Source organism: Paraburkholderia caledonica, from assembly GCF_000383275.1.
Lineage (GTDB): Bacteria > Pseudomonadota > Gammaproteobacteria > Burkholderiales > Burkholderiaceae > Paraburkholderia > Paraburkholderia caledonica.
In genome coordinates, this window is sequence record NZ_KB911041.1 from 308,681 (window position 1) to 331,750 (window position 23,070).

At 60.7% G+C, this 23,070-nt stretch carries 25 protein-coding genes; 17 read left to right on the forward strand and 8 right to left on the reverse strand.

The features are described from left to right. Positions 1-12: 12 nt before the first annotated feature. The 15 genes from nuoI to H281_RS0123600 all read left to right on the forward strand — a co-directional run bounded on the left by nuoI (position 13) and on the right by H281_RS0123600 (position 12,928). Positions 13-501 carry an NADH-quinone oxidoreductase subunit NuoI gene (gene nuoI / locus H281_RS0123530; protein WP_020069588.1) on the forward strand — a complete coding sequence of 163 codons (489 nt, stop codon included), beginning with the start codon at positions 13-15 and terminating at the stop codon, positions 499-501. A gap of 210 nt (positions 502-711) precedes the next feature. Continuing rightward, a complete protein-coding gene (locus H281_RS0123540; RefSeq protein ID WP_020069589.1) occupies positions 712-1,398 on the forward strand; it encodes an NADH-quinone oxidoreductase subunit J in 687 nt (228 codons plus the stop codon). Between the two features lie 20 nt (positions 1,399-1,418). After that, positions 1,419-1,724 carry an NADH-quinone oxidoreductase subunit NuoK gene (gene nuoK / locus H281_RS0123545; RefSeq protein WP_013339863.1) on the forward strand — a complete coding sequence of 102 codons (306 nt, stop codon included), beginning with the start codon at positions 1,419-1,421 and terminating at the stop codon, positions 1,722-1,724. 17 nt (positions 1,725-1,741) lie between these two features. Further along, complete coding sequence (gene nuoL / locus H281_RS0123550; RefSeq protein ID WP_020069590.1) at positions 1,742-3,817, forward strand: NADH-quinone oxidoreductase subunit L; 2,076 nt, start codon at positions 1,742-1,744, stop codon at positions 3,815-3,817. Positions 3,818-3,831: 14 nt separating this feature from the next. Continuing rightward, positions 3,832-5,322, forward strand: coding sequence for an NADH-quinone oxidoreductase subunit M (locus H281_RS0123555; RefSeq protein WP_020069591.1), 1,491 nt, complete (start codon positions 3,832-3,834; stop codon positions 5,320-5,322). A gap of 24 nt (positions 5,323-5,346) precedes the next feature. Next, a complete protein-coding gene (gene nuoN / locus H281_RS0123560; RefSeq protein WP_027804885.1) occupies positions 5,347-6,819 on the forward strand; it encodes an NADH-quinone oxidoreductase subunit NuoN in 1,473 nt (490 codons plus the stop codon). Next, positions 6,819-7,115: a DUF2818 family protein gene (locus H281_RS0123565; RefSeq protein ID WP_020069593.1), complete on the forward strand. Its 297-nt coding sequence runs from the start codon at positions 6,819-6,821 to the stop codon at positions 7,113-7,115. Before nuoN ends, H281_RS0123565 begins: the two co-directional genes overlap by 1 nt. A gap of 43 nt (positions 7,116-7,158) precedes the next feature. Next, on the forward strand, positions 7,159-7,749 hold the full coding sequence (locus tag H281_RS0123570; RefSeq protein ID WP_020069594.1) for an NUDIX domain-containing protein: 591 nt from the start codon (positions 7,159-7,161) through the stop codon (positions 7,747-7,749). 317 nt (positions 7,750-8,066) lie between these two features. Beyond that, positions 8,067-8,312, forward strand: a complete 246-nt coding sequence (locus H281_RS37345) for a hypothetical protein (RefSeq protein WP_084690159.1) — start codon at positions 8,067-8,069, stop codon at positions 8,310-8,312. 45 nt (positions 8,313-8,357) lie between these two features. Further along, positions 8,358-8,882: a helix-turn-helix transcriptional regulator gene (locus H281_RS0123575; protein ID WP_020069595.1), complete on the forward strand. Its 525-nt coding sequence runs from the start codon at positions 8,358-8,360 to the stop codon at positions 8,880-8,882. 260 nt (positions 8,883-9,142) lie between these two features. Next, the gene (locus tag H281_RS0123580) at positions 9,143-9,568 is read left to right on the forward strand and encodes a DUF1178 family protein (protein ID WP_020069596.1); all 426 of its coding nucleotides are present in this window, start codon (positions 9,143-9,145) and stop codon (positions 9,566-9,568) included. 48 nt (positions 9,569-9,616) lie between these two features. Continuing rightward, on the forward strand, positions 9,617-10,813 hold the full coding sequence (locus tag H281_RS0123585; protein WP_020069597.1) for an acyl-CoA dehydrogenase family protein: 1,197 nt from the start codon (positions 9,617-9,619) through the stop codon (positions 10,811-10,813). 10 nt (positions 10,814-10,823) lie between these two features. After that, positions 10,824-11,951 (forward strand): acyl-CoA dehydrogenase family protein, encoded by a 1,128-nt coding sequence (locus H281_RS0123590; protein ID WP_020069598.1) that lies wholly within the window; start codon positions 10,824-10,826, stop codon positions 11,949-11,951. A gap of 36 nt (positions 11,952-11,987) precedes the next feature. Beyond that, positions 11,988-12,446 (forward strand): MaoC family dehydratase, encoded by a 459-nt coding sequence (locus H281_RS0123595; RefSeq protein ID WP_020069599.1) that lies wholly within the window; start codon positions 11,988-11,990, stop codon positions 12,444-12,446. A gap of 2 nt (positions 12,447-12,448) precedes the next feature. Next, positions 12,449-12,928: a MaoC family dehydratase gene (locus H281_RS0123600; protein WP_020069600.1), complete on the forward strand. Its 480-nt coding sequence runs from the start codon at positions 12,449-12,451 to the stop codon at positions 12,926-12,928. Positions 12,929-13,017: 89 nt separating this feature from the next. On the opposite strand, the gene H281_RS0123605 is transcribed toward H281_RS0123600, so the two are convergent. From H281_RS0123605 to H281_RS0123630, 6 genes are all read right to left on the reverse strand, one after another. After that, on the reverse strand, positions 13,018-13,719 hold the full coding sequence (locus H281_RS0123605) for a glutathione binding-like protein (RefSeq protein WP_020069601.1): 702 nt from the start codon (positions 13,717-13,719) through the stop codon (positions 13,018-13,020). A gap of 144 nt (positions 13,720-13,863) precedes the next feature. After that, a complete protein-coding gene (locus H281_RS0123610; protein ID WP_020069602.1) occupies positions 13,864-15,120 on the reverse strand; it encodes an acyl-CoA dehydrogenase family protein in 1,257 nt (418 codons plus the stop codon). A gap of 139 nt (positions 15,121-15,259) precedes the next feature. Beyond that, the gene (locus tag H281_RS0123615; RefSeq protein WP_020069603.1) at positions 15,260-16,366 is read right to left on the reverse strand and encodes a phosphotransferase; all 1,107 of its coding nucleotides are present in this window, start codon (positions 16,364-16,366) and stop codon (positions 15,260-15,262) included. Positions 16,367-16,386: 20 nt separating this feature from the next. Further along, complete coding sequence (locus H281_RS0123620) at positions 16,387-17,139, reverse strand: histidine phosphatase family protein (protein ID WP_241077903.1); 753 nt, start codon at positions 17,137-17,139, stop codon at positions 16,387-16,389. A gap of 10 nt (positions 17,140-17,149) precedes the next feature. Next, positions 17,150-17,938, reverse strand: coding sequence for an oxepin-CoA hydrolase, alternative type (locus H281_RS0123625; protein WP_020069605.1), 789 nt, complete (start codon positions 17,936-17,938; stop codon positions 17,150-17,152). After that, complete coding sequence (locus tag H281_RS0123630; RefSeq protein ID WP_027804887.1) at positions 17,935-19,500, reverse strand: 3-hydroxyacyl-CoA dehydrogenase; 1,566 nt, start codon at positions 19,498-19,500, stop codon at positions 17,935-17,937. Before H281_RS0123630 ends, H281_RS0123625 begins: the two co-directional genes overlap by 4 nt. Positions 19,501-19,622: 122 nt before the next feature. Here H281_RS0123630 and H281_RS0123635 point away from each other — a divergent pair, with 122 nt between their 5' ends. Then, positions 19,623-20,270, forward strand: coding sequence for a glutathione S-transferase family protein (locus H281_RS0123635; RefSeq protein WP_020069607.1), 648 nt, complete (start codon positions 19,623-19,625; stop codon positions 20,268-20,270). A gap of 121 nt (positions 20,271-20,391) precedes the next feature. Here the strand turns inward: H281_RS0123635 and H281_RS0123640 are convergent, their stop codons facing one another. Together H281_RS0123640 and H281_RS0123645 are read right to left on the reverse strand one after the other, a co-directional pair. After that, positions 20,392-21,564, reverse strand: coding sequence for a pyridoxal phosphate-dependent aminotransferase (locus H281_RS0123640; RefSeq protein ID WP_020069608.1), 1,173 nt, complete (start codon positions 21,562-21,564; stop codon positions 20,392-20,394). Between the two features lie 124 nt (positions 21,565-21,688). After that, a complete protein-coding gene (locus H281_RS0123645) occupies positions 21,689-22,204 on the reverse strand; it encodes a putative toxin-antitoxin system toxin component, PIN family (RefSeq protein WP_020069609.1) in 516 nt (171 codons plus the stop codon). Between the two features lie 57 nt (positions 22,205-22,261). On the opposite strand from H281_RS0123645, the gene yaaA reads away from it, so the two are divergent. Beyond that, positions 22,262-23,044, forward strand: coding sequence for a peroxide stress protein YaaA (yaaA, locus tag H281_RS0123650; RefSeq protein WP_020069610.1), 783 nt, complete (start codon positions 22,262-22,264; stop codon positions 23,042-23,044). The last annotated feature ends 26 nt before the right edge of the window (positions 23,045-23,070 follow it).

Genomic DNA, 23,070 nt, shown 5'->3' on the forward strand with positions numbered 1-23,070 from the left:
GCGGATGAACTCATGACCGCAATCCAAAATTTTTTCAAGACCTTCTTTCTGACGGAGCTCCTCAAGGGCCTCGCGCTGACCGGACGTTATACGTTCCAGCGCAAAGTCACGGTGCAGTTCCCGGAAGAGAAGACGCCGATGTCGCCGCGTTTTCGTGGCCTGCACGCGTTGCGCCGTTATGAGAATGGCGAAGAGCGCTGCATCGCATGCAAGCTGTGTGAAGCGGTGTGTCCCGCGCTCGCCATCACGATCGAGTCGGAAACGCGCGAGGACAACACGCGCCGCACGACGCGTTACGACATCGACCTGACCAAGTGCATCTTCTGCGGTTTTTGTGAAGAGAGCTGTCCGGTCGACTCGATCGTGGAGACGCACATCCTCGAATATCACGGCGAGAAGCGCGGCGATCTGTACTTCACGAAGGAAATGCTGCTGGCCGTGGGCGATCGCTACGAAGCGGAGATCGCCGTGAACAAGGCTGCCGACGCACCGTATCGTTAAACGTTCGAGTTGTCGAAGCGGTAGATGCGGCAGTCGCGCATCGATATCAGTAAATGCAGCAGTAACACGGCCTGTTGTCGGGCCGAGCGCCGCGGCCTGAGCGCCGTGGCACGGCGCACCTGTGCGGCTGTTCTGGCGGTTTTTGCGCTGTTGCCAGACACACGTGCCAAAGAAAATGCCTGACGATGGCCTAACGATGAACCGGTAATCATGGAATTCACGACCGTACTGTTCTACATCTTCGCGCTGCTCCTGGTGGTTTCAGGGCTGAAGGTGATCACCTCGCGCAACCCGGTGTCGTCCGCACTGTTTCTCGTGCTGGCGTTCTTCAACGCAGCCGCGATCTGGATGCTTCTGCAAGCCGAGTTCCTCGCAATCCTGCTGGTGCTGGTCTATGTGGGCGCCGTGATGGTGCTGTTCCTGTTCGTCGTGATGATGCTCGACATCAACATCGACGTGCTGCGCAAGGACTTCAAACGCTTCGTGCCAATGGCCACCGTGGTGGGCGCGATCATCGTGCTCGAAACCGCGCTGATCCTGTGGCACGGCTACGGCGCGACCAGCACCGTAGTGCGTGACACGACCGCTGCCGCGAACGGCATGGGCGACTGGTCGAACACCCGCCTGATCGGCAAGGTGATCTACACCGACTACATCTTTGCGTTCGAAGTCGCCGGCCTCGTGCTGCTGGTGGCGATCATCGCGGCAATCGCGCTGACCACGAGCCACAAGAAAGACAGCAAACGCCAGAACGTCAGCCAGCAGGTGAAGGTGCGTGCCCAGGACCGTGTGCGCGTCGTCAAGATGCCGTCGGAAAAGAGCGCGGCAACCGTCGCGGCGGAAGAAGCCGCAGCAGCGGCGGCAGCTGCCGAATCGGCATCTGCCAAGAACAGCTGAGCGGACAGGAGATAGAAACCATGTTGACCCTTGCTCATTACCTTGTGCTCGGCGCGATTCTCTTTGCGATAAGCGTCGTTGGCATTTTCCTGAACCGTCGCAACGTCATCATCATCCTGATGGCGATCGAACTGATGCTGCTCGCGGTGAACACCAACTTCGTCGCTTTCTCGCATTACCTCGGCGACGTGCATGGCCAGATTTTCGTCTTCTTTGTGCTGACGGTTGCGGCAGCGGAAGCGGCGATCGGCCTCGCAATTCTGGTGACCCTGTTCCGTAGCCTCGACACGATCAATGTCGAAGATCTCGATCAGCTCAAAGGTTAATTTCAGGAAAAGCGGTTATGTCCACGATACTCAATGAAAACCTGCTGCTGGCGATTCCGCTGGCACCGCTGGCCGGTTCCCTGATTGCTGGGCTGTTCGGCAAGGCGGTAGGGCGCGCGGGTGCGCACTCGGTCACCATTCTCGGCGTTGCGATTTCGTTCGTGCTGTCGATGATGGTGTTCTTCCAGGTGCTGGACGGCGCGAGCTTCAACGCGACCGTCTACGAATGGATGACGATCGGCAAGACGAAGTTCGAGGTCGGCTTCCTCGTCGATTCGCTGACGGCAATGATGATGTGCGTCGTGACCTTCGTGTCGCTGATGGTGCACATCTACACGATCGGCTACATGGCCGACGACGACGGTTATCAGCGCTTCTTCTCGTACATCTCGCTCTTCACGTTCTCGATGCTGATGCTCGTAATGAGCAACAACTTCCTGCAGCTGTTCTTCGGCTGGGAAGCGGTGGGTCTCGTGTCGTATCTGCTGATCGGCTTCTACTTCACGCGTCAGTCCGCGGTGTACGCGAACATGAAGGCGTTTATCGTGAACCGCATCGGCGACTTTGGCTTTCTGCTGGGTATCGGCCTGCTGTTCGCGTTCGCCGGATCGATGAACTACGGCGACGTGTTTGCAAAGCGCACCGAACTCGCGGCATTGAGCTTTCCGGGTACCGATTGGGGCCTGCTGACGGTGGCCTGCATCTGTCTCTTCATCGGCGCAATGGGTAAGTCGGCGCAGTTTCCGCTGCACGTGTGGCTGCCCGATTCGATGGAAGGCCCGACGCCGATTTCCGCGCTGATTCACGCGGCAACCATGGTGACGGCCGGTATCTTCATGGTCACGCGCATGTCGCCGCTGTTCGAACTGTCGGATTCGGCGCTGTCGTTTGTGATGGTGATCGGTGCGATTACTGCGCTGTTCATGGGCTTCCTCGGGATTGTCCAGAACGACATCAAGCGTGTGGTGGCGTATTCCACGTTGTCGCAACTCGGCTACATGACGGTCGCGCTCGGCGCGTCGGCTTACCCGGTCGCCGTGTTCCACCTGATGACGCACGCGTTCTTCAAGGCACTGCTGTTCCTTGGCGCCGGTTCGGTGATCATCGGTATGCACCACGATCAGGACATGCGCAACATGGGCGGCCTGCGCAAGTACATGCCCATTACGTGGATCACGTCGCTCGTCGGTTCGCTCGCGCTGATCGGCACGCCGTTCTTCTCGGGCTTCTATTCGAAAGACTCGATCATCGACGCGGTGAAGCTGTCGCATCTGCCGGGTTCGGGCTTTGCATACTTCGCCGTGGTGGCCAGCGTTTTCGTTACCGCGCTGTATTCGTTCCGTATGTACTTCATGGTGTTCCACGGCAAGGAGCGCTTCCGCGATCCGAAGCATCCGGAATCGCCGATGGGCGCGGAAGCCGCGGCACACGGTCATGGCAATGGGCACGACGACCACGGTCACGGTCATGGTCACGACGACCACGGTCACGCTCACGAGCCGCATGAAACGCCTTGGGTGGTGTGGCTGCCGCTCGTGCTGCTGGCGATTCCTTCTGTCGTGATCGGTGCAATCGCAATCGGTCCGATGCTGTTCGGCGACTTCTTCCAGCACGGTGTGGCGTTCGACAAGGTGATCTTCATCGGCGAAAACCATCCCGCATTGCATGAAATGGCGGAAGAGTTCCACGGCTGGGCGGCAATGGGGCTGCACTCGGTGGCGGGTCTGCCGGTCTGGCTGGCGCTCGCGGGTGTGGTCGTCGCGTGGTTCCTGTATCTCGTTCGTCCCGAATTGCCGGCTACCATCAAGCGCGCATTCGGACCGATCTACACGCTGCTCGACAACAAGTACTACATGGACAAGATCAACGAAGTCGTGTTCGCGCGGGGCGCCGTGGCAATTGGCCGTGGTCTCTGGAAGGAAGGCGACGTCGTCGTGATCGACGGTATCGTCAATGGCAGCGCACGCTTCATCGGCTGGTTCGCCGGCGTGATCCGCTTCCTCCAATCCGGCTACATCTATCACTACGCGTTCGCCATGATTATCGGCATGTTGGGGCTCCTGACCCTGTTTGTAACGCTCGGCGGCAAATAAGGCGAGGGACACTAATGCACGCTTATCCGATTCTTAGTATCGCCATCTGGTTGCCGATCCTTTTTGGCCTGCTGGTTCTGGCCATCGGTTCTGACCGGAACCCGGGCCCCACGCGCTGGGTCGCGCTGATCGGCTCGGTCGCCAGCTTCATCGTGACGATCCCGCTGATCACCGGTTTTGATTCGAGCAGCGCGGATCTGCAGTTCGTCGAAAAGGCGAACTGGATCGAACGATTCAACATTACTTATCACCTGGGTGTCGACGGCATCTCGATGTGGTTTGTCGTGTTGACCGCATTGATTACCGTGATCGTCGTGATCGCCGCGTGGGAAGTGATCACGAAGAACGTGGGCCAGTATCTCGCGTCGTTCCTGATTCTGTCGGGCATCATGGTCGGCGTGTTCAGCGCGGCCGACGGCATGCTGTTCTACGTGTTCTTCGAAGCGACGCTGATCCCGATGTACATCATCATCGGCGTGTGGGGCGGGGCGAACCGCGTGTACGCGGCGTTCAAGTTCTTCCTGTACACGTTGATGGGTTCGCTGCTGATGCTGGTCGCGCTGCTCTATCTGTACGTTCAGACCGGCACGTTCGACCTGGCGACCTGGCAGCATGCACAGATCGCGATGACGCCCCAGGTGTTGCTATTCATAGCGTTCTTCATGGCGTTCGCCGTGAAGGTGCCGATGTGGCCGGTTCACACGTGGTTGCCTGACGCCCACGTGGAAGCGCCGACGGGCGGCTCGGTGGTGCTGGCGGCGATCATGCTGAAGCTCGGCGCCTACGGTTTCCTGCGCTTCTCGATGCCGATCGCGCCGGACGCCAGCCACTTCCTCGCGCCGGTTGTGATTACGCTGTCGCTGATCGCGGTGATCTACATCGGTCTCGTCGCGATGGTGCAGGCCGACATGAAGAAGCTGGTCGCGTATTCGTCGATTGCACACATGGGCTTCGTCACGCTCGGCTTTTTCATCTTCAATCAGCTCGGCGTTGAAGGCGCGATCGTCCAGATGATCTCGCACGGCTTCGTGTCGGGCGCAATGTTCCTGAGCATCGGCGTGCTGTACGACCGCATGCACTCGCGTCAGATCGCGGATTACGGCGGCGTCGTCAATGTCATGCCGAAGTTTGCGGCCTTCGTGATGCTGTTCTCAATGGCAAATTGCGGCTTGCCGGGCACCTCCGGTTTTGTCGGCGAATTCATGGTGATTCTGGCTGCCGTCCAGTACAACTTCTGGATTGCGGGCGGCGCGGCTGTCACCCTGATTCTCGGCGCGGCCTACACGTTGTGGATGTACAAGCGCGTGTACTTCGGCGCGGTCGCCAACGACCACGTGAAGAGCCTTGTCGACATCAGCCGCCGCGAGTTTTTCATGCTGGCAGTGCTTGCCGCACTGACACTGTTCATGGGCCTGTATCCGAAGCCCTTTACCGATGTGATGCACGTATCCGTGGAAAACCTCCTCTCCCACGTTGCGCAGTCCAAGCTGCCGTTGTCTCAGTAACGCAGAGCGGAGGAATTAAAGACCATGCAAAACGCCCCTATGACTGCCCTGTTGCCCGACGCGCTGGTGATGCTCGCCGTTGTCGTCGCGTGGCTCAACGACACGTTCGTCGGCCAGGCCGGTCGCCGTACCACGTACCTGATCGCGGTCCTGTCGACGCTCGTCGCCGGCATCTGGTTCGCGGTCAATGCGTTCGACCCGTCGGTGCACTATTTCTTTAGCCGCATGTATGTGGTCGACTCGTTCGCGAGTTTGATGAAAGCGGTGGTGACGCTTGGCTACACGGTCTCGATCGTGTATTCGCGCCGCTACCTCGAAGATCGCAGCCTGTTCCGCGGCGAGTTCTTCCTACTGGGCATGTTCTCGTTGCTCGGACAGCTCGTCATGATCTCGGGCAACAATTTCCTGACGCTGTACCTCGGTCTGGAACTGATGTCGCTGTCGCTGTATGGCGTGATCGCGCTGCGCCGCGAAGCTGCGCCGTCGAACGAAGCTGCGATGAAGTACTACGTGCTCGGCGCGCTGGCTTCCGGTTTCCTGCTTTACGGCATTTCGATGCTGTACGGCGCGACCGGCTCGCTCGACCTGAACGAGGTTTTCAAGGCAATCGGCCAGAGCCATTACGACCCGAGCGTGCTGCTGTTCGGCGTGATCTTCATCGTGGCGGGTGTTGCGTTCAAGATGGGTGCTGTGCCGTTCCACATGTGGGTGCCTGACGTGTATCAAGGCGCGCCGACGGCCATGACGCTGCTGGTTGGCGGTGGTCCGAAAGTCGCGGCATTTGCCTGGGGTCTGCGCTTCCTCGTCATGGGACTCTTGCCGCTCGCCGTCGAATGGCAGCAAATGCTGGTGATCCTGGCGGCGCTTTCGCTGATCGTCGGCAATATCACCGGTATCGTGCAGCGCAACGTCAAGCGTATGCTCGCGTACTCGGCGATCTCGAACATGGGCTTCGTGCTGCTCGGTCTGCTGGCCGGCGTGGTCGACCACAAGACCACGGGCGCGGCCAGCGCGTACGGCTCGGCGATGTACTACAGCATCGTCTATCTGATCACGACAATGGGGACGTTCGGCGTCATCATGCTGCTCGCACGCCGCGAATTCGAAGCCGACACGCTGGAGGACTTCAAGGGTCTGAATCAGCGCAGCCCGGTGTTCGCGTTCGTCATGATGGTCATGATGTTCTCGCTCGCCGGCATTCCGCCCGCGGTCGGTTTTTACGCGAAGCTCGCAGTGCTGCAGGCCACCATGAACGCTGGCCTGACCTGGCTGACGGTGCTGGCCGTGGTCACGTCGCTGTTCGGCGCGTTCTACTACCTGCGTATCGTCAAGCTGATGTATTTCGACGAGCCGCAAGACAAGTCGGCGATCGTGGCAGACACGGGTACGCGCGCGTTGCTCGCGCTCAATGGCGTTGCCGTGCTGGTGCTCGGTATCGTGCCCGACCCGCTGTTGAAGGCTTGCCTGCAGGCTATTCAGCACACCCTGTCGTTCTGATGTCCGCAGCGGGCTGGTTTATCGTGCTGTTGGCACTGGTCGGTGCCAACCTGCCGTTCCTGAATCAGCGACTCTTCGCCGCCGTGCCGCTCAAGGCGGCGAAGAAAAGCGCATGGATCCGGATTGCGGAACTGATCGTGCTGTACTTTGTGGTCGGCGCGTTGGGTTTTCTGCTTGAAGCGCGTGCGGGCAATCGCTTCGATCAGGGCTGGCAGTTCTTCGCGATCACATTCGCACTATTCGTTGTGTTCGCGTTCCCCGGCTTCACCTTCCAGTATCTCGTCAAACGCCGCTGACGGCGTCCCGCCGTCGCGCACCACGCTGTTCCGAGGTCCGCATATGGCTGAACTTCCCGATCACGACGCCGCGCTCACCGAGACGTGTGTCGAGAGCAAAACGGTTCATCAAGGCCCATTTCTGACGCTCAAGTGCGACACGGTTCGCCTGCCGGACGGCAAGCATGCCACCCGCGAATACGTGCAGCATCCGGGCGCCGTGATGGTGATTCCCATGTTCGACGACGGCCGTGTGCTGCTGGAGAGCCAGTATCGCTATCCGATGGGCAAGGTCATGGTCGAATATCCGGCCGGCAAGCTCGATCCGAACGAAGGCGCACTAACTTGCGCGGTGCGCGAGTTGCGTGAAGAAACCGGATATACGGCGCGTGAGTACGTGTATCTGACGCGCGTTCACCCGATCATTTCGTATTCCACTGAGTTCATCGACATCTATCTTGCGCGCGGCCTCACGGCCGGCGAGCGCAAGCTGGACGACGGCGAGTTCCTGGAGCTCTTCACTGCGACGGTTCCCGAAGTGTCGGAGTGGGTACGGACCGGCAAGATCACCGACGTGAAAACAATAATCGGCACGTTCTGGCTGGAAAAGGTGTTGTCGGGCGCCTGGCCGCTCGCGCAGCCGCAGTCGCAATAATCCCGCCGTCGGGCGCCGGGCGGCGCTTGCATCGCATACATCAAGCCCCTGTCGGTCGATGACCGGCGGGGGCTTTTTCATGGCGACGCGCCGCCGGGCCACAGCATCTGCCGCCTTGTCTGAATAAGCGCGCCTTTGTCTTATGCCATCAGGCAGTCTCGCTTCGTTGCCGTGGTAACTCTAGTATGGATCTCTCAAGACGTCTTCATCGCTCATGTGTTTCGGATAACGAAACATCTGAAGCGCTTGAGTCGGATGAGGTAGGCATAAGTTGTCACTTGACAACCTGTGTCGCGAGTACTAAATTGGAGGTCCGAATGGTTCGTCGAACCCATGCAAAGAAAGAGATAGAGGCCGCGTTGACCTATGCCGAGCGGCGCGGCTGGCGCATACAAAGCGGCGGAACGGGCCACGCCTGGGGAAAGATGTATTGCCCTTATAAAGAGGCGGAATGTCGCTGCGGAGAATTCTGCATTTCGAGCGTATGGAGCACGCCGAAAAACGCCGTGAATCACGCCAGACACTTGCGGCGCGTTGTCGATAATTGCACGGCGCAACGTTAGCAAACGCTGAGTGGCAAGCCTTGAATGAACAAGCAGGAGTAGCACATGGAATACACATTTACGTTGAAGTACAAGCTTGCCGCGCAAGACTGCGATCTTGACGCGATCGTCGAGAGGTTGGGTGAAGCGGGTTGCGACGACGCCACGATCGGCGTGGGGCAACCGGGGCGGCTCGCGCTGGTGTTTTCGCGCGAAGGGACGTCCGCGCTGGAGGCGTTGGTCAGCGCGCTCGGTGACATTAAAGAGGCGGTGCCGTCGGCGCGACTGGTCGAGGCAGGCCCGGATTTTGTGGGCCTGACCGACGTAGCGGAGATTGCCGGCGTGTCGCGGCAGAACATGCGCAAGCTGATGCTGAGTCATGCGGTTGAATTCCCGCCGCCGGTGCATGAGGGAAGTGCGTCAGTCTGGCATTTGTCCGACGTGCTTGACTGGCTGAACTCGCGCGGCGGGTACGATATCAACGCAGAGGTATTCGACGTTGCCAGATCGGCCAAACAGATCAACCTGGCCAAAGAGGCACGAGGACTTGAGCCGCGGCTTAATCGACGGCTGGAATGCCTCGTGGCTTGAATCCGGCAATCAGCAGAGACAGCAATGCGGCTTCGTCGGCAGACCGATCGCGGCTCGTACCGCCGCTTACGTTCTAAGGTTGACCTCGCGCTTTGCGGTATCCGGCCTTCGGCAGCGGTTTGTCCAACGCGTTAAAATCGCCCACCACGTCTGAACTTCTGAGCAGCGCGTTATCGCGGCTCGCCCGCATGAAGTTTTTACGAACGACCGTTCACAAATTTTGTATTTGCGCTAAACTGGCACGCAAGCCCTGATTCCACATGAAGGTCCTCGATTTACAGTGTCCGCACGGCCATCGGTTCGAAGGCTGGTTTGCTTCGGCTGATGACTTCGAATCGCAGCAGTCTCGCAAGCTGGTCGAATGTCCACTTTGCGGCGCGAAAGAGGTGAGCCGTTTGCCGTCAGCCCCGCGCCTCAATCTGTCGGGTGCGACGGAAACAAAGGCGCCGGCGGCACCCGGCGAATTGCAGGCGCGTGTCATGCGTGCGTTGCGCGAGGTACTGGAAAAGACCGAGAACGTGGGCGACCGCTTCGCTGAGGAAGCGCGGCGCATTCACTACAACGAAGCGCCCGCACGCAATATTCGCGGTGTCACAATACCAGAAGACGCGCGAGCTTTGGTCGAAGAAGGCATCGAAGTGATGCCGTTGCCGGTCCCGGCTGCTTTGAAGGAACCTCTGCAGTAACGCAGTGGCTTTCTGGCGGCGGGCGGTGGCGGCCAGGAGACACTACGTATGAATCTGGACTATTCCCCTACTGAAACGGCGTTTCGCGCCGAGATCCGCGTTTGGCTCGAAGCCAATCTGCCTCGCGAGCTGAGCGAGAAAGTACTCAACCATAAGCGTTTGAATCGCGAAGACTTCGCAAGCTGGCACAAGCTGCTGGGTACGCGAGGCTGGTCGGCTGTGGCTTGGCCCAAAGAGTATGGCGGCCCGGGTTGGGACGCGACCCAGCGACATATCTGGGACGAAGAGTGCGCACGTGTTGGTGCGCCTACCGTATTGCCGTTCGGCGTGTCGATGGTGGCGCCCGTTCTCATGAAGTACGGTAGCGAAGCCCAGAAACGCTATTACTTGCCGCGTATTCTCGACGGCACCGACTGGTGGTGCCAAGGTTACTCGGAGCCCGGTTCAGGCTCCGACCTCGCGTCGCTGCGAACACGCGCCGAACGTGTCGGCGACCACTACGTCGTCAATGGCCAGAAGACCTGGACCACGCTGGGGCAGCACGCAGACATGATGTTCTGCCTCGTGCGCACGGACAGCGGCGCGAAAAAGCAGGAGGGCATCTCATTCCTGCTCATCGACATGAAAACGCCGGGTATTACGGTACGGCCCATCATCACACTCGACGAAGACCATGAGGTCAACGAAGTCTTCTTTGAAGACGTAAAGGTGCCCGTCGAAAATCTGGTCGGCGGAGAAAATCGCGGCTGGACATACGCGAAGTATCTGTTGGGACATGAGCGCACCGGCATCGCGCGCGTCGGTCAATCCAAGCGCGAACTGGTTTTTCTGAAGCGCCTTGCGCTCGACACAAACAAGAACGGCAAGCCGCTACTCCGTGACCCGGTATTCGCTGCAAAAGTCGCGAATCTCGAAATCGAACTGATGGCGCTCGAAGTCACCGTGCAACGCGTCGTCGCGAATGAAGCGGGCGGACGCGGACCGGGACCGGAGGCGTCGATGCTGAAGATCAAGGGCACGGAAGTGCAGCAAGCGTTGACTGAGCTTATGTTCGAGGCGGTGGGACCTGCCGCCGCGCCGTTTGACGTACCGTTCCTCGAAGGCGAGCGCGAGCACAGCATCGCCGGAGACGACGACGCTGCGCCGTTGGCTGCGTATTACTTCAACTTCCGCAAGACGTCGATTTACGGCGGCTCGAACGAAATTCAAAAGAACATCATCGCGCAGATGATTCTCGGACTTTGAGGAGCGGCGCATGGACTTCACTTTCAACGACGAGCAACAGCAACTTGCCGACGCGCTGCGCCGCTATCTGGACAGGAACTACGGCTTCGAAGCGCGCCAGGCGATCGTGAGATCGGATGCCGGTATCTCGGAAACGCATTGGGCCGCTTTCACTGAACTGGGCTTGCCGGCATTGCCTGTGCCCGAGGCGCAAGGCGGCTTCAATGGCGGAGCCGTCGATATGCTGGTCGTCATGCAGGAGCTCGGTCGCGCGTTGGTGGTCGAGCCTTACTGGGCCACCGCGGTTGGCGTCGAAGCGCTGCGTCTTGCAGGCACGGGGCAGGGCGAGGACGCGTCGCTGCTGGAGCGCGCGGCGCAAGGCGAGATCAAGCTCGCCGTGGCGTTTCACGAGCCGAAGGCGCGCTACGATCTGTTCGAGATCGCTACAGTCGCGACCTCGCAAGGCGAACAGCACACGCTGACCGGTACGAAGTCAGTCGTGCTGCACGGCGCGCAGGCGAATTACTGGATCGTGCCTGCGCGTTCGAACGGCGAGATCGCGCTCTTTGTCGTGCCGCGCGACGCGGCAGGCGTCAAGATCACCGATTACCGAACCATCGACGGCCAACGCGCGGCGACGCTCGAATTCAACGGCACGCCCGCACGCCAATTGCGCGGCCAGCACTCAGGCGCGGCGGCGCTGGAGCACATCGCCGACTACGGCACGCTGCTGCTCTGTGCTGAAGCGGTCGGCGCGCTGGACGCATTGAACACCGCAACCGTCGACTACACAAAAACTCGACAGCAGTTCGGCCAGCCGATTGCGCGCTTTCAGGCATTGCAGCACCGCATGGTCGAGATGCTGATTCACGCCGAGCAGGCCCGCTCGGTCACGTACCTTGCCGCCATGCGCTATTCGAGCGAAGACGCCGATCAGCGTCGCCGCGCGATCTCCGCCGCGAAAGTACGTGTGGGGCAAGCGGCGCGTTTTGTCGGCCAACAAGCGGTTCAATTGCATGGCGGCATGGGCGTGACGAACGAGGTCGCGGCCGCGCATCTGTTCAAACGTCTCGCTATTATTGAGACCACACTGGGCGATGTCGATCATCATCTAGCGCGGTTCGCCGCGCTGCCCGGTTTTGCCAGCATCGAAGTTTAAGTGGCCGATTGAATCGACACGCAAGGAGATAGCGCGATGGCTTTGAGTTACGAGGACATGACGGTCGGATCAACGACCGAGATCGGCAAGCATACTTTCACGCGCGACGAGATCGTCGAATTCGCTGAGAAGTTCGATCCGCAGCCGTTCCATCTGAACGAGGCCGCGGCTGAGAAGTCGCCGTTCGGGGGATTGGTGGCGAGCGGCTGGCATACGTGTTCCGTCATGATGGGCATGCTGGTGCGTAACGCGCTGGCGGACTCCACGTCGATGGGGTCGCCCGGCATCGACGAGATACGCTGGCTCAAACCGGTACGCGTCGGCGATACGATCACCATGACGAATTCCGTGCTCGACAAGCGCATCTCCGAAAGCAAGCCGGATCGCGGCATCGTCTCCACGCAATGGGCGGGTATCAACCAGCATGGCGAGACGGTCGTTACGGTGCGTTCGAAAGGAATGTTCGGACTGCGCAATCCGGGCGCGGCGTCGTAACAATGGAGAGCACGCCACCGGCTGTCGCGTTCCGGAATGCCGCGGCGTTGCGTGCGCTTGTCGGAGCGGCGCCGCTCACTAGCGACTGGGTGACGATCGACCAGCAGAGCGTTGATCGTTTCGCGCAAGCCACCGGCGACCATCAATGGATTCACGTCGATCCGGAGCGGGCGTTGCGCGAGTCGCCCTTCGGCGGCGCAATCGCGCACGGCTTCATGACTCTTTCACTGATCCCCGCGCTGCTCGAAAAAACAGTACGGATCGAGCAGCGGATGGGCGTGAACTACGGGTTGAACCGCGTGCGGTTTACTTCGCCGGTACTTGTCGGCTCGCGATTGCGCGCACGGTTCGCCGTCGCGTCCGTCGCCGACATCGATGCCAGCGATGCCGGCGTGCAAGTAGTGTGGAACGTCACGTTGGAGCGGGAGGGCAGCGAACGGCCCGTGTGTGTCGCCGAGTTCATCACTCGCCACTATTTCTGACGCCTGCGGCCGATACGGAAAGACGGCGTGGACGGCAAGCTCTCCGGCTCACGCTTGCTTGCCACCTTGCCGTCCAACATCTCGATTTTTTAATGCTTCGCGTATTGCGTCGCGCCGAACAGCACTTCTTTCGCCTTGTCGTCCATCAGAGGCTTGCGAGCGGACGCCAGCACTTCGACGCCGCGTACAACCGCCGGGCGCGCCGCGATTTCCTCGTGCCATCGCTTCACATTCGGAAACGCATCAAGTTCGATGCCCTGGTTCTGCCACGAGCGGGTCCACGGGAACGAAGCGATGTCCGCGATCGTATAGACGTTTCCGGCGAGGTACTGGGTTTTGCCAAGCTGCTTGTCCATGACGCCATACAGGCGCCGCGTTTCGTTCGTATAACGGTTGATCGCGTACTCGATCGGCTCGGGCGCATAGACACGGAAGTGGTGTGTCTGCCCCAGCATCGGACCGAGACCGCCCATCTGGAACATCAGCCATTGCAGAACGGAATAACGCTCAGCCGGATCGGTCGGCAGGAAGCGGCCCGCTTTTTCGGCGAGATAAATCAGGATCGCGCCGGACTCGAACAACGCGAACGGTTTGCCGTCCGCGCTCTTTGGACCTTCGGAATCCACAATGGCGGGAATTTTGTTGTTTGGACTGATATCGAGAAATTCGGCCTTGAACTGATCGCCAGCGCCGATGTTCACTGCATGCACCGCGTACTCGAGTCCCGTCTCCTCGAGCATGATATGAACCTTGTGGCCGTTCGGGGTCGCCCAGCTATAGACGTCGATCATCCTCGCTCCTTTCGCTCTGTAAAGCGGCGCTCCTGGGAGCGCCGCGCTTGACGAAAATTAGAGCATAGATCGCACGATGATGCTGGCGGCGCCCACAGATGCGCGCCAGGCCAGCAGTGCTCGAAACGAAGTTCGAGCAGGACGTCAAACGCGCGCAGCCGGCGTCTCCACACTAGCCGCCGCGGGTTCGATGTACCGCGCAAGCTCCAGTTTCGCGATTGCGTTGCGATGCACTTCGTCAGGACCGTCGGCGAAGCGCAAGGTCCGCGCGGAGGCGTAAGCGTAAGCCAGCGGGAAGTCGTCGCTGACGCCGCCGCCGCCGTGCGCCTGAATGGCCCAGTCGATTACCTGACACGCCATGTTCGGCGCCACGACCTTGATCATCGCGATCTCGCCGCGCGCGCCCTTGTTGCCGACGGTGTCCATCATGTACGCGGTTTTGAGCGTGAGCAGCCGTGCCTGCTCGATCATGCAGCGTGCCTCGGCGATGCGTTCCTGCGTGACGCCTTGCGTAGCAACAGGCTTGCCGAACGCGACGCGTTGCATCGAGCGTTTGCACATCAATTCGAGCGCGCGCTCCGCAAGTCCGATCAGACGCATGCAGTGGTGAATGCGTCCCGGTCCTAGACGCCCTTGTGCAATCTCGAAGCCGCGGCCTTCGCCGAGCAGCATGTTCGTTGCGGGCACGCGTACATTGTCGAGCGTGATTTCCATATGGCCATGCGGCGCGTCGTCGTAACCGAAAACGGAAAGAGGGCGGTGCACCGTAACGCCTGTCGCGTCGGCGGGCACGAGAATCATTGACTGCTGCTGATGGCGCGGCGCATCGGCATCCGTCTTGCCCATCACGATATAAATTTTGCAGCGCGGATCGCCCGCGCCCGAGGACCACCACTTGTGACCATTGATCACGTAGTAGTCGCCATCGCGCACGATGCTGGTCTGGATATTGGTCGCATCGGACGACGCCACTTCCGGCTCCGTCATCAGAAAGGCAGAACGAATCTGCCCTTGCAGAAGAGGTTCGAGCCATTCGCGTTTGTTCTCTTCGCTGCCGTATCGCTCGATCGTTTCCATGTTGCCGGTGTCGGGCGCATTGCAATTGAACACCTCCGGCGCCCATGGCACCCGGCCCATGATTTCGCACAGCGGCGCATATTCGAGGTTGGTCAAGCCGGCGCCGCGCACCGAGTCGGGTAGGAACAGATTCCACAAGCCCGCGTCGCGCGCATTCTGCTTGAGTCGCTCAATCAGTTCGGTCGGCTGCCATGCGTTGCCGTTCAGCCGGTTTTGCGCAATCTCCGCGTAGAACGCTTGTTCGTTCGGATAAATGTGCGCGTCGAAGAAGGCGAGCAGTTTTTCGCGCAATGCCTGAACTTTCGGCGTGTAATCGAAATTCATCTATGGACCTCGCGGATAACGGACGAAATTTAATGTGGGCGCTGCTTGCTGTGCTGTTTGCCATTTGCTGCGCTGTTTGCCATTCGCTATTTGCTGCGCGCAGGCGTGTTCAGCAGTCTCCAGGCGCATTCAAGCGCGGTCAACGCACTTTCTGCGCATATTGCCAGGCGAGTTCGGCCATCGGCTTTGCCCGCCGGCCGGCGTCGAGCGCCTGCGCGCTGGCCGCAGTGCCGTCGACTACACGCTTCATGATGCCCTGAAGAATCGCGGCGATGCGGAACATGTTGTACGCGAGGTAGAAATTCCAGTCGCCCTGAATTTCAAAGCCCGTGCGCTTGCAATAGCGCGCGACGTACTGCTGTTCGTCGGGAATGCCGAGCGCCGACCAATCGAGACCGGCGATGCCGCGAAACTGTGCGGGATCGACATGCCACGACATGCAGTGATAGGCGAAGTCGGCGAGCGGATCGCCTAACGTAGACAGTTCCCAATCGAGCACCGCAAGCACTTTCGGTTCCTCGCGATCGAAAACGAGGTTATCGAGCCGGTAGTCGCCATGCACGATGGACGCGCGCTCGCCGGATTGCGTCGGCATGTGCTGCGGCAGCCATTCGATCAGGCGCTGCATTGCGTCGATAGGCTCGGTCTCGGACGCAAGATACTGCTTGCTCCAACGGCCGATCTGACGCGCGAAATAGTTGCCAGGCTTGCCGTAGTCCGATAGTCCCACGCTCGTGGCATCGACGCTGTGCAGCGCTGCAATCACGCGGTTCATCTCGTCATAGATTGCGTTTCGTTCACTGGCAGTCATGCCTGGCAGCGACTGGTCCCACAACACGCGGCCATCGACGAACTCCATGACATAGAACGCACGGCCTATCACGCTTTCGTCTTCGCACAGGGCGAGCATTTGCGCGACAGGCACGTCGGTGTCTGCGAGCGCATGCATTACGCGGTATTCACGTTCGATCGCGTGCGCAGACGGCAGCAACTTTGCCGCCGGACCAGGCTTCGCGCGCATCACGTAGGCTCGCGACGGCGTGACCAGTTTGAATGTCGGATTCGACTGGCCGCCGGCGAACTGCTCGACCGTAAGCGGTCCGGAGAACCCATCGACATGCTGTGTCAGCCAGGCGGCAAGCGCTTCGTCGTTGAAGCGCTGCCGATCATTGACCGGGCGCGTGCCCTCGAAGGCAGAGTAGTCCGCTTGCTGTGCCGGCTCGCCGCTTTGTGTGGCTTGCACCATGTGTCTCCTCCGGTTTGGGTTCAGCTACGCGTGTATTGGATGAATTGTGCGTAGAGGATTTCCATCGTCGTATTGCGGATGTCGCGATGCAGCGGCGACGGCGGTGAATAATTGATCGCGCGCAGCACCCAGTCGCGCGGTGCTGCGCCGACGTCGAGCGCGTTAATGCAGCCGGTGGCCTGCGCGAGATGGCCGAAAAATGTGCGTCCGCCGGCGGTAAGCGCATGCGAAAGGATTGCGCGATTCACGCCGCCATGCAGCACTAGCAGAACCGTGTCCCACGAAGTGTCCTCGCGCAGGGCCGCCACGGCGGGCAGCACGCGATCGAACAACTCGCCGATCGTTTCACCGTCGAGAAAGCGCGTGCTCTCCGGCACGATACCGTCGAACACACCGAGAAACGCGGCCTCGATATCTTCTAACGGGATATGGCGTAGCTTGCCGCCGCGAATCTCCTGCCATGCAGGCTCGATCTCCAGTGTGATCTGCTGGCCCGTCTCGGCCAGCACGCGCTGCGCGGTTTCGACAGTGCGCGGCAAGCCGCTCACGATCACGCGATCGAACCGAACCTGCTGCTCTGCAAACACCCGGCCCGCCGCGCTCGCCTGCTCGCGGCCATTGGCGTTGAGCGGCACCGTTTCCGGATCGATCGTGCGGCCTGAATCGTCAAAGTACGTCACGTCGCCGTGACGCATTAAGAAAATGCGGCGGCGTTTAGGTAACTGATAAGTGGGGGTGGAAGCGGGCATGGAAGCGGGCATGGAAGTGGGCATGGCTTCGCGCTCACTTATAAACGGGCGCGCGTTTTTCGAGGAACGCGGAGATGCCTTCAAGTCCCTCCCGATGATGCAGCGACGCGACGAAGTTATCGCGCTCTGCGACCAGATGCTCGGAAAGCGGTTGCGTGCCGGCCGCACAGACGAGGGTCTTGATGCGCGCCACCGAGTTCGGCGATATCTTGCCAAGTTCGTCGGCCCATGCGATGGCGGCGTCGCGCGCGGTGCCCGGCTTCGTCAGTTTGTTGACGACGCCTAGTTCGTGCAAACGTGCCGCGCCGATCGGCTTGCCTTCGATCAGCACTTCGGTCGCGAGCTGGCGAGGCAAGGCCTGCGCGAGAAACCACGAGCCGCCGCCGTCGGGCGTGAGGCCGACCCGGGCATACGACATCACGAACTTGGCGTCGTCGGCCGCGACGATCAGGTCGCACGCGAGCGCAAGCGAGAATCCCGCGCCGGCTGCCGCGCCGTCGACGGCGGCAATCACGGGTTTCGAGGATAGCCGCAGCGCCGAGATCCACTCGGCTAGCAAATCGATACTCTGCGCCTGGACCGACGGATCCTTCGCGCGGTTCTCGAGCAGTCGGTTCAGGTTGCCGCCTGCACAGAAGAAATTGTCTGCGCCCGTGATCACAACGGCGCGGATCGACGGATCGCGTTCCACTGAATCGAGCGCCTCGATGCCGGCCGCGTACATGTCGGGATGCAGTGCGTTGCGTGCGCCCGGGTTGGACAGCGTGAGTACCAGCGTCGATTCGCTTTCGGTAGGGCGCGAGGTCAGCAGTTCGGCGCTCATTGTTGGGTCTCCGGATTCTCTGTTTGAGTGTCGGCGGCGTCGCTCTGGGTCAGCGACATGCCGAGTTGTGCGCGGCGCGCGAGCCACGGCGAGGGGCGGTAGCGTGGATCGCCGAGCACGTCGAACATATTGCGCAGGATAGTGAGGATGGTTTTCGCACCGAGCGCGTCGCCGAGCGCGAGCGGCCCGCGTGGATAGCCGAGGCCGAGCATGACAGCGAGGTCGATGTCCTCTGGCGTCGCAATCTGCTTTTGCGCGATATCGCAGCCGATGTTGACGATCGTAGCGACCACGCGTTGCGCGACGAAGCCGGTCGAATCGCGGATCACGGTGACGGGCACGCCGTCGGCCGAAAAAAGCGCATGTCCGGCGTCACGCGCGGCACGGGTTGTCGCGGGCGTGGTCATCAACGTACGGCGCTGCGTGCCGACGAGCGGAAAGAGTGCGTCGATAGCCACGACGCGGCTCGCGTCCAGCGCTTCGTCGACCGCGGCCGTGGTCGCGTCGTGACCGAACGGCGTGACGACGATCAGCGAGTCCGCAGCGGGCGAGGCGCCGTCGTCGAGCTTCACGCCCGCTTTGCCGACGAGTTCCACGACGGCCTGATAAGCCTCGCGATAGCGCTTGCTGACCCACACGCTGGTCGGCAGCGCGGCCGGCGCCGGGGTTTCGGCAGGCGCCTGCTGCTTGCCGTCTTCGTAGCGATAAAAACCTTCGCCCGTCTTGCGGCCAAGCAGTCCACCCGCGAGCCGTGTGCCGGTGATAGGCGAGGGCGTAAAGCGCGGCTCTTCATAAAACTGATGGTAGATCGACTCCATGACCGGATGCGATACGTCGAGTGCGGTCAGATCGAGCAGTTCGAACGGGCCGAGACGAAAACCCGCCTGCTCGCGCATGATCCTGTCGATATCCACGAAGCTCGCCACGCCTTCGCCCGCCACGCGCAGGCCCTCGGTGTTCATGCCGCGGCCCGCGTGATTGACGATGAAGCCAGGCATGTCTTTCGCACGCACCGGCGTGTGGCCCATGCGGCGCGCGAGGTCCATTAATGCGTCGCCTGCCTGACGGTCGCTGCGCAGACCGTCGATCACTTCGACGACTTTCATCAACGGGACCGGATTGAAGAAGTGATAGCCGGCCACGCGCGAGGGATCGGTGCAGCCGGCCGCGATTGCCGTGATGGATAGCGAGGACGTGTTCGACGCGAGCACGCAACGTCCGCTCACTACGGTCTCGAGTTCGCGAAATAGTGCCTGCTTGACTTCCAGCTTCTCGACGATCGCCTCGATGACCAGATCGCAATCCGCCAGATCGGTGATCGCGTGCGCGGCCGTGACGTTGGCGAGCGCCGCAAGCGAGCGCGCCTGCTCGAGCTTGCCTTTAGCGGTCAGTTTGGCGAAAGTTTCGGCGAGATAGTCGCGTGCGGCGCCGATCGCAGCGGGGTTGGCGTCGTACAGACGCACGGTGAGGCCCGCGAGTGCAGCGATCTGTGCAATGCCGCGGCCCATTGCCCCGGTTCCGACAATGCCGATTGTCTCTATGCTGAAGTTGCGAGAGGTCATTGTGTTGCTCGACTCCATGGTTATTTTAGAATAGCACGCTCGTACAATTCATTTGACGATCGCCCGAAGGCCGCCTTCCTTCGATGCGGCGGTCTCACACACCAACAAGGAAGGAGACAACGATGATCAAGCTCTGCGGGTTCGCGCTCTCTAACTACTACAACAAGGTGAAGTTCGTTCTGCTCGAACACGGTATCGAGTTCGAAGAGGTGCTCGTACAGCCGAGCCAGGACGAGGCCATGCTCGCACACTCGCCGCTTGGCAAAGTGCCTTATCTGCAAACCGAAGAGGGCGATCTGTCGGAATCGCAATGTATTGTCGAGTACCTGGCCGCGCGCTTTCCCGACAAGCCCATTTTTTCCGCCGATCCATGGGAGGCGGCCAAGGAGCGCGAGCTGATCACCTTCGTCGACGTGCACCTGGAGTTGACGGCCCGCAATCTGTACAAGGAAGCATTTTTCGGCGGCGCGTTGACCGACGCGACCAAGGGCCGGGTCGAGAAACTGCTCACGCATCACATTGCGGGCTTCAGGCGGATCGCCCGATTCACGCCGTATTTGCGCGGTGAACGGTTCAGTGTCGCGGACGCAGCGGGTTACGTGAGTTTGCCGCTCGTCGGCATGGCCACACAGGCTGTCTACGGTCGCGATTTCCTGCTCGACGCGGGTCTCGACTGGAAGAGCTACGTGAAGACGATCAACAGCCGGCCGGCTGCGCAGCGTGTGACCGAAGACCGGAAGGCGTACATTGCGGCGTCGCGTCCGGCCTGACGCATAGCCCTGTGAGATCTGAGGCGAACCGCGACGCGAACTTCGACGCGTAACGCACGCGTTGACGATTGCGCGCGATGGCGAGGAACGTGGGTTCGTTCGCAGCATCGCGCGTGACATGCTAGAGACGCGCGAGCCGTTCGAGCGCGGTGGCGAGCGTGCTTTCCTGCTTCGCGAAACAGAAGCGTACGACACCCGACTCATGCGCTTCGTGATAGAAGGCCGACACCGGAATGGCCGCGACGCCGATTTCGCCGGTCAGCCACTGTGCGAATTCTGCTTCGGGCAGATCGCTGATCGCCGAATAATCGACACACTGGAAGTACGTGCCGGTACAAGGCAACAGTTTGAAGCGCGAATTCGCGAGGCCGGCGCGGAAGAAGTCGCGCTTGCTCTGATAGAACGCCGGCAGTTCCAGATAAGGCGCCGGGTCCTTCATGTATTCGGCCAGTCCGATCTGCATTGGCGTGTTCACTGTGAACACGTTGAACTGATGCACTTTGCGAAATTCAGCGGTGAGCGCGGCCGGCGCCGCGACGTAGCCGACTTTCCAGCCAGTGACGTGATACGTCTTACCGAAGCTCGACACGACGAAGCTGCGCTGCGCCAGTTCTGGGTAACGCGCCACGCTTTCGTGCGGCGCTCCGTCGTAGACCATGTGTTCATATACTTCGTCCGACAGGATGAGCACGTTGGTGCCGCGCACGATTTCTTCGAGCTTGCGCATGTCTTCGGCGCGCCAGACGGTGCCGGTCGGATTGTGCGGCGTATTGATCAGCAGGAGCCGGGTTTTCGGCGTAATCGCGGCGGCGAGCTTGTCAAAGGGGATTGCGTAGTCGGGCGCGTCGAGTGTGACGAATACCGGCTTGCCGCCCGCCAGTTCGATTGACGGTAAGTAGCTGTCGTAGGTCGGCTCGATTACGACTACTTCGTCGCCTGGGTGGACCGCGCAGAGAATCGCCGTGAGCAGTGCCTGCGTTGCTCCAGCCGTGACCGTTATTTCGGTGGTGGCGTCGTAGCGGCGGCCATACACGTTTGCGATCTTGTCCGAGATCGCCTCGCGCAGTGGCGCGGCGCCGGCCATCGGCGGATACTGGTTGTGGCCGTCGCGCATTGCGTTCGCAACCGCATCCACGATTCGGGGATCGCAACCGAAGTCGGGAAAGCCCTGGCCAAGATTGACGGCGCCTTTTTCGGCGGCGAGCGCGCTCATAACGGTGAAGATCGTCGTGCCCACATTCGGCAGACGCGATGGAAACGAGGGACTCATGGGCGTGTCGTGCGGTGCATTCATAGCGCTGTTCGGGCGTGACGAGTGAGTGGACGAAGGCATCGTTTTCAAACCGGCGAAGCCTGATTGTAGGGAATAGCGGCAGGGCGTGCGCGCCTGCCGTGTGCCGGTAGCCGTTCGGCCAGGGTTATACCGGACTTTCCGCTGGTGCAGCGGCCCCGCTGGTTGAACCGCTGACCAGGCCAGTCAGCAGAGCGGCGAACGGCGCCGGCTGTGCAATCTGGAACCCGAAATCCCGTGCGACCCGCTTCGCAAGTTTCAGCACCGCGCGATCTTTCGACACGAGCCAGTCTGCGCGGGCGGCGTGCGCGAGTTCGAGGAATTTCTGATCGTCGCGGTCTTTGCATTTCGGCAGCGGACGCGGGTCGTCCAGCTCGGCGACAACTTCGACCATTTGTGCGAGCCGAGCGACGACGGCGAGCGCGGCGGACTTATCCACATTGCGACCGGCGAATTGCGGATAGTCCAGCACGTAGGTCAGTTCGGCGAGGCAGCGGGCGTCGATCACTGCGGCGAGCGTGCCGTTTTCCAGCGCGGCGCGAATTGGGCGCGTGTGCGGATCGTCGAACACGAGAATATCGATCCACACATTGGAATCGAGAACGACGCGCAAAGCGTCGTGTGAGGCATGGGAACCGGGCATTCGTTACAATCTGGCTTTCGTCTTTGATCGCCAGGCACGGCGTGCCTGCAAGCCTCTATGATAATCGTTCTGTCGCCGGCGAAATCGCTCGACTACGAAACTCCACCGCACGTCAAAAAACACACAATCCCCGATTTCGTCGACGATGCCGCCGAATTGATCGGCGGTTTGCGCCGTTTGTCGCCGCAGCAGATCGCTTCGCTAATGAGCATTTCCGACCAGTTGGCGCACCTCAATTTCGAGCGCTACGCGCAGTGGTCGCCGCGCTTCGGCACGGACAACGCGAAGCAGGCCGTGCTCGCGTTCAATGGCGACGTGTACGAGGGCTTCAACGCCAAGACGCTGTCCTCGGCAGATCTGGATTTTGCGCAGAACCATGTGCGCGTGTTGTCAGGTCTGTATGGCTTGCTGCGTCCGCTCGACCTGCTGCAGCCGTACCGGCTGGAAATGGGTACACGCCTGCCCAATCCGCGCGGCAAAGATCTATATGCCTTCTGGGGCGAGCGGATCACGCAGGCGTTGAACGCCCAGTTGAAAAAGCGCGCTGCTAAATCCCGTGTGCTGGTGAATTGCGCGTCGGGCGAGTATTTCAAGTCGGTCAAGCCGAAGCTGCTTGAAGCACCGGTCGTCACGCCCGTGTTCGAGGACTGGAAGGGCGGCCGCTATAAGATCATCAGCTTTCATGCGAAGCGGGCTCGCGGTTTGATGGCGCGCTACGCCGTAGAAAATCGCCTCGACGAGCCCGAGCAGCTGAAGGGGTTCGATTCCGAAGGCTATGCGTTCGACGCCGAAGCCTCGAACGATTCCACGTACGTATTTCGCCGCCGCGTCGCTGAATGAGCGCGGTGCCGCCCAGCGGGTTGCCG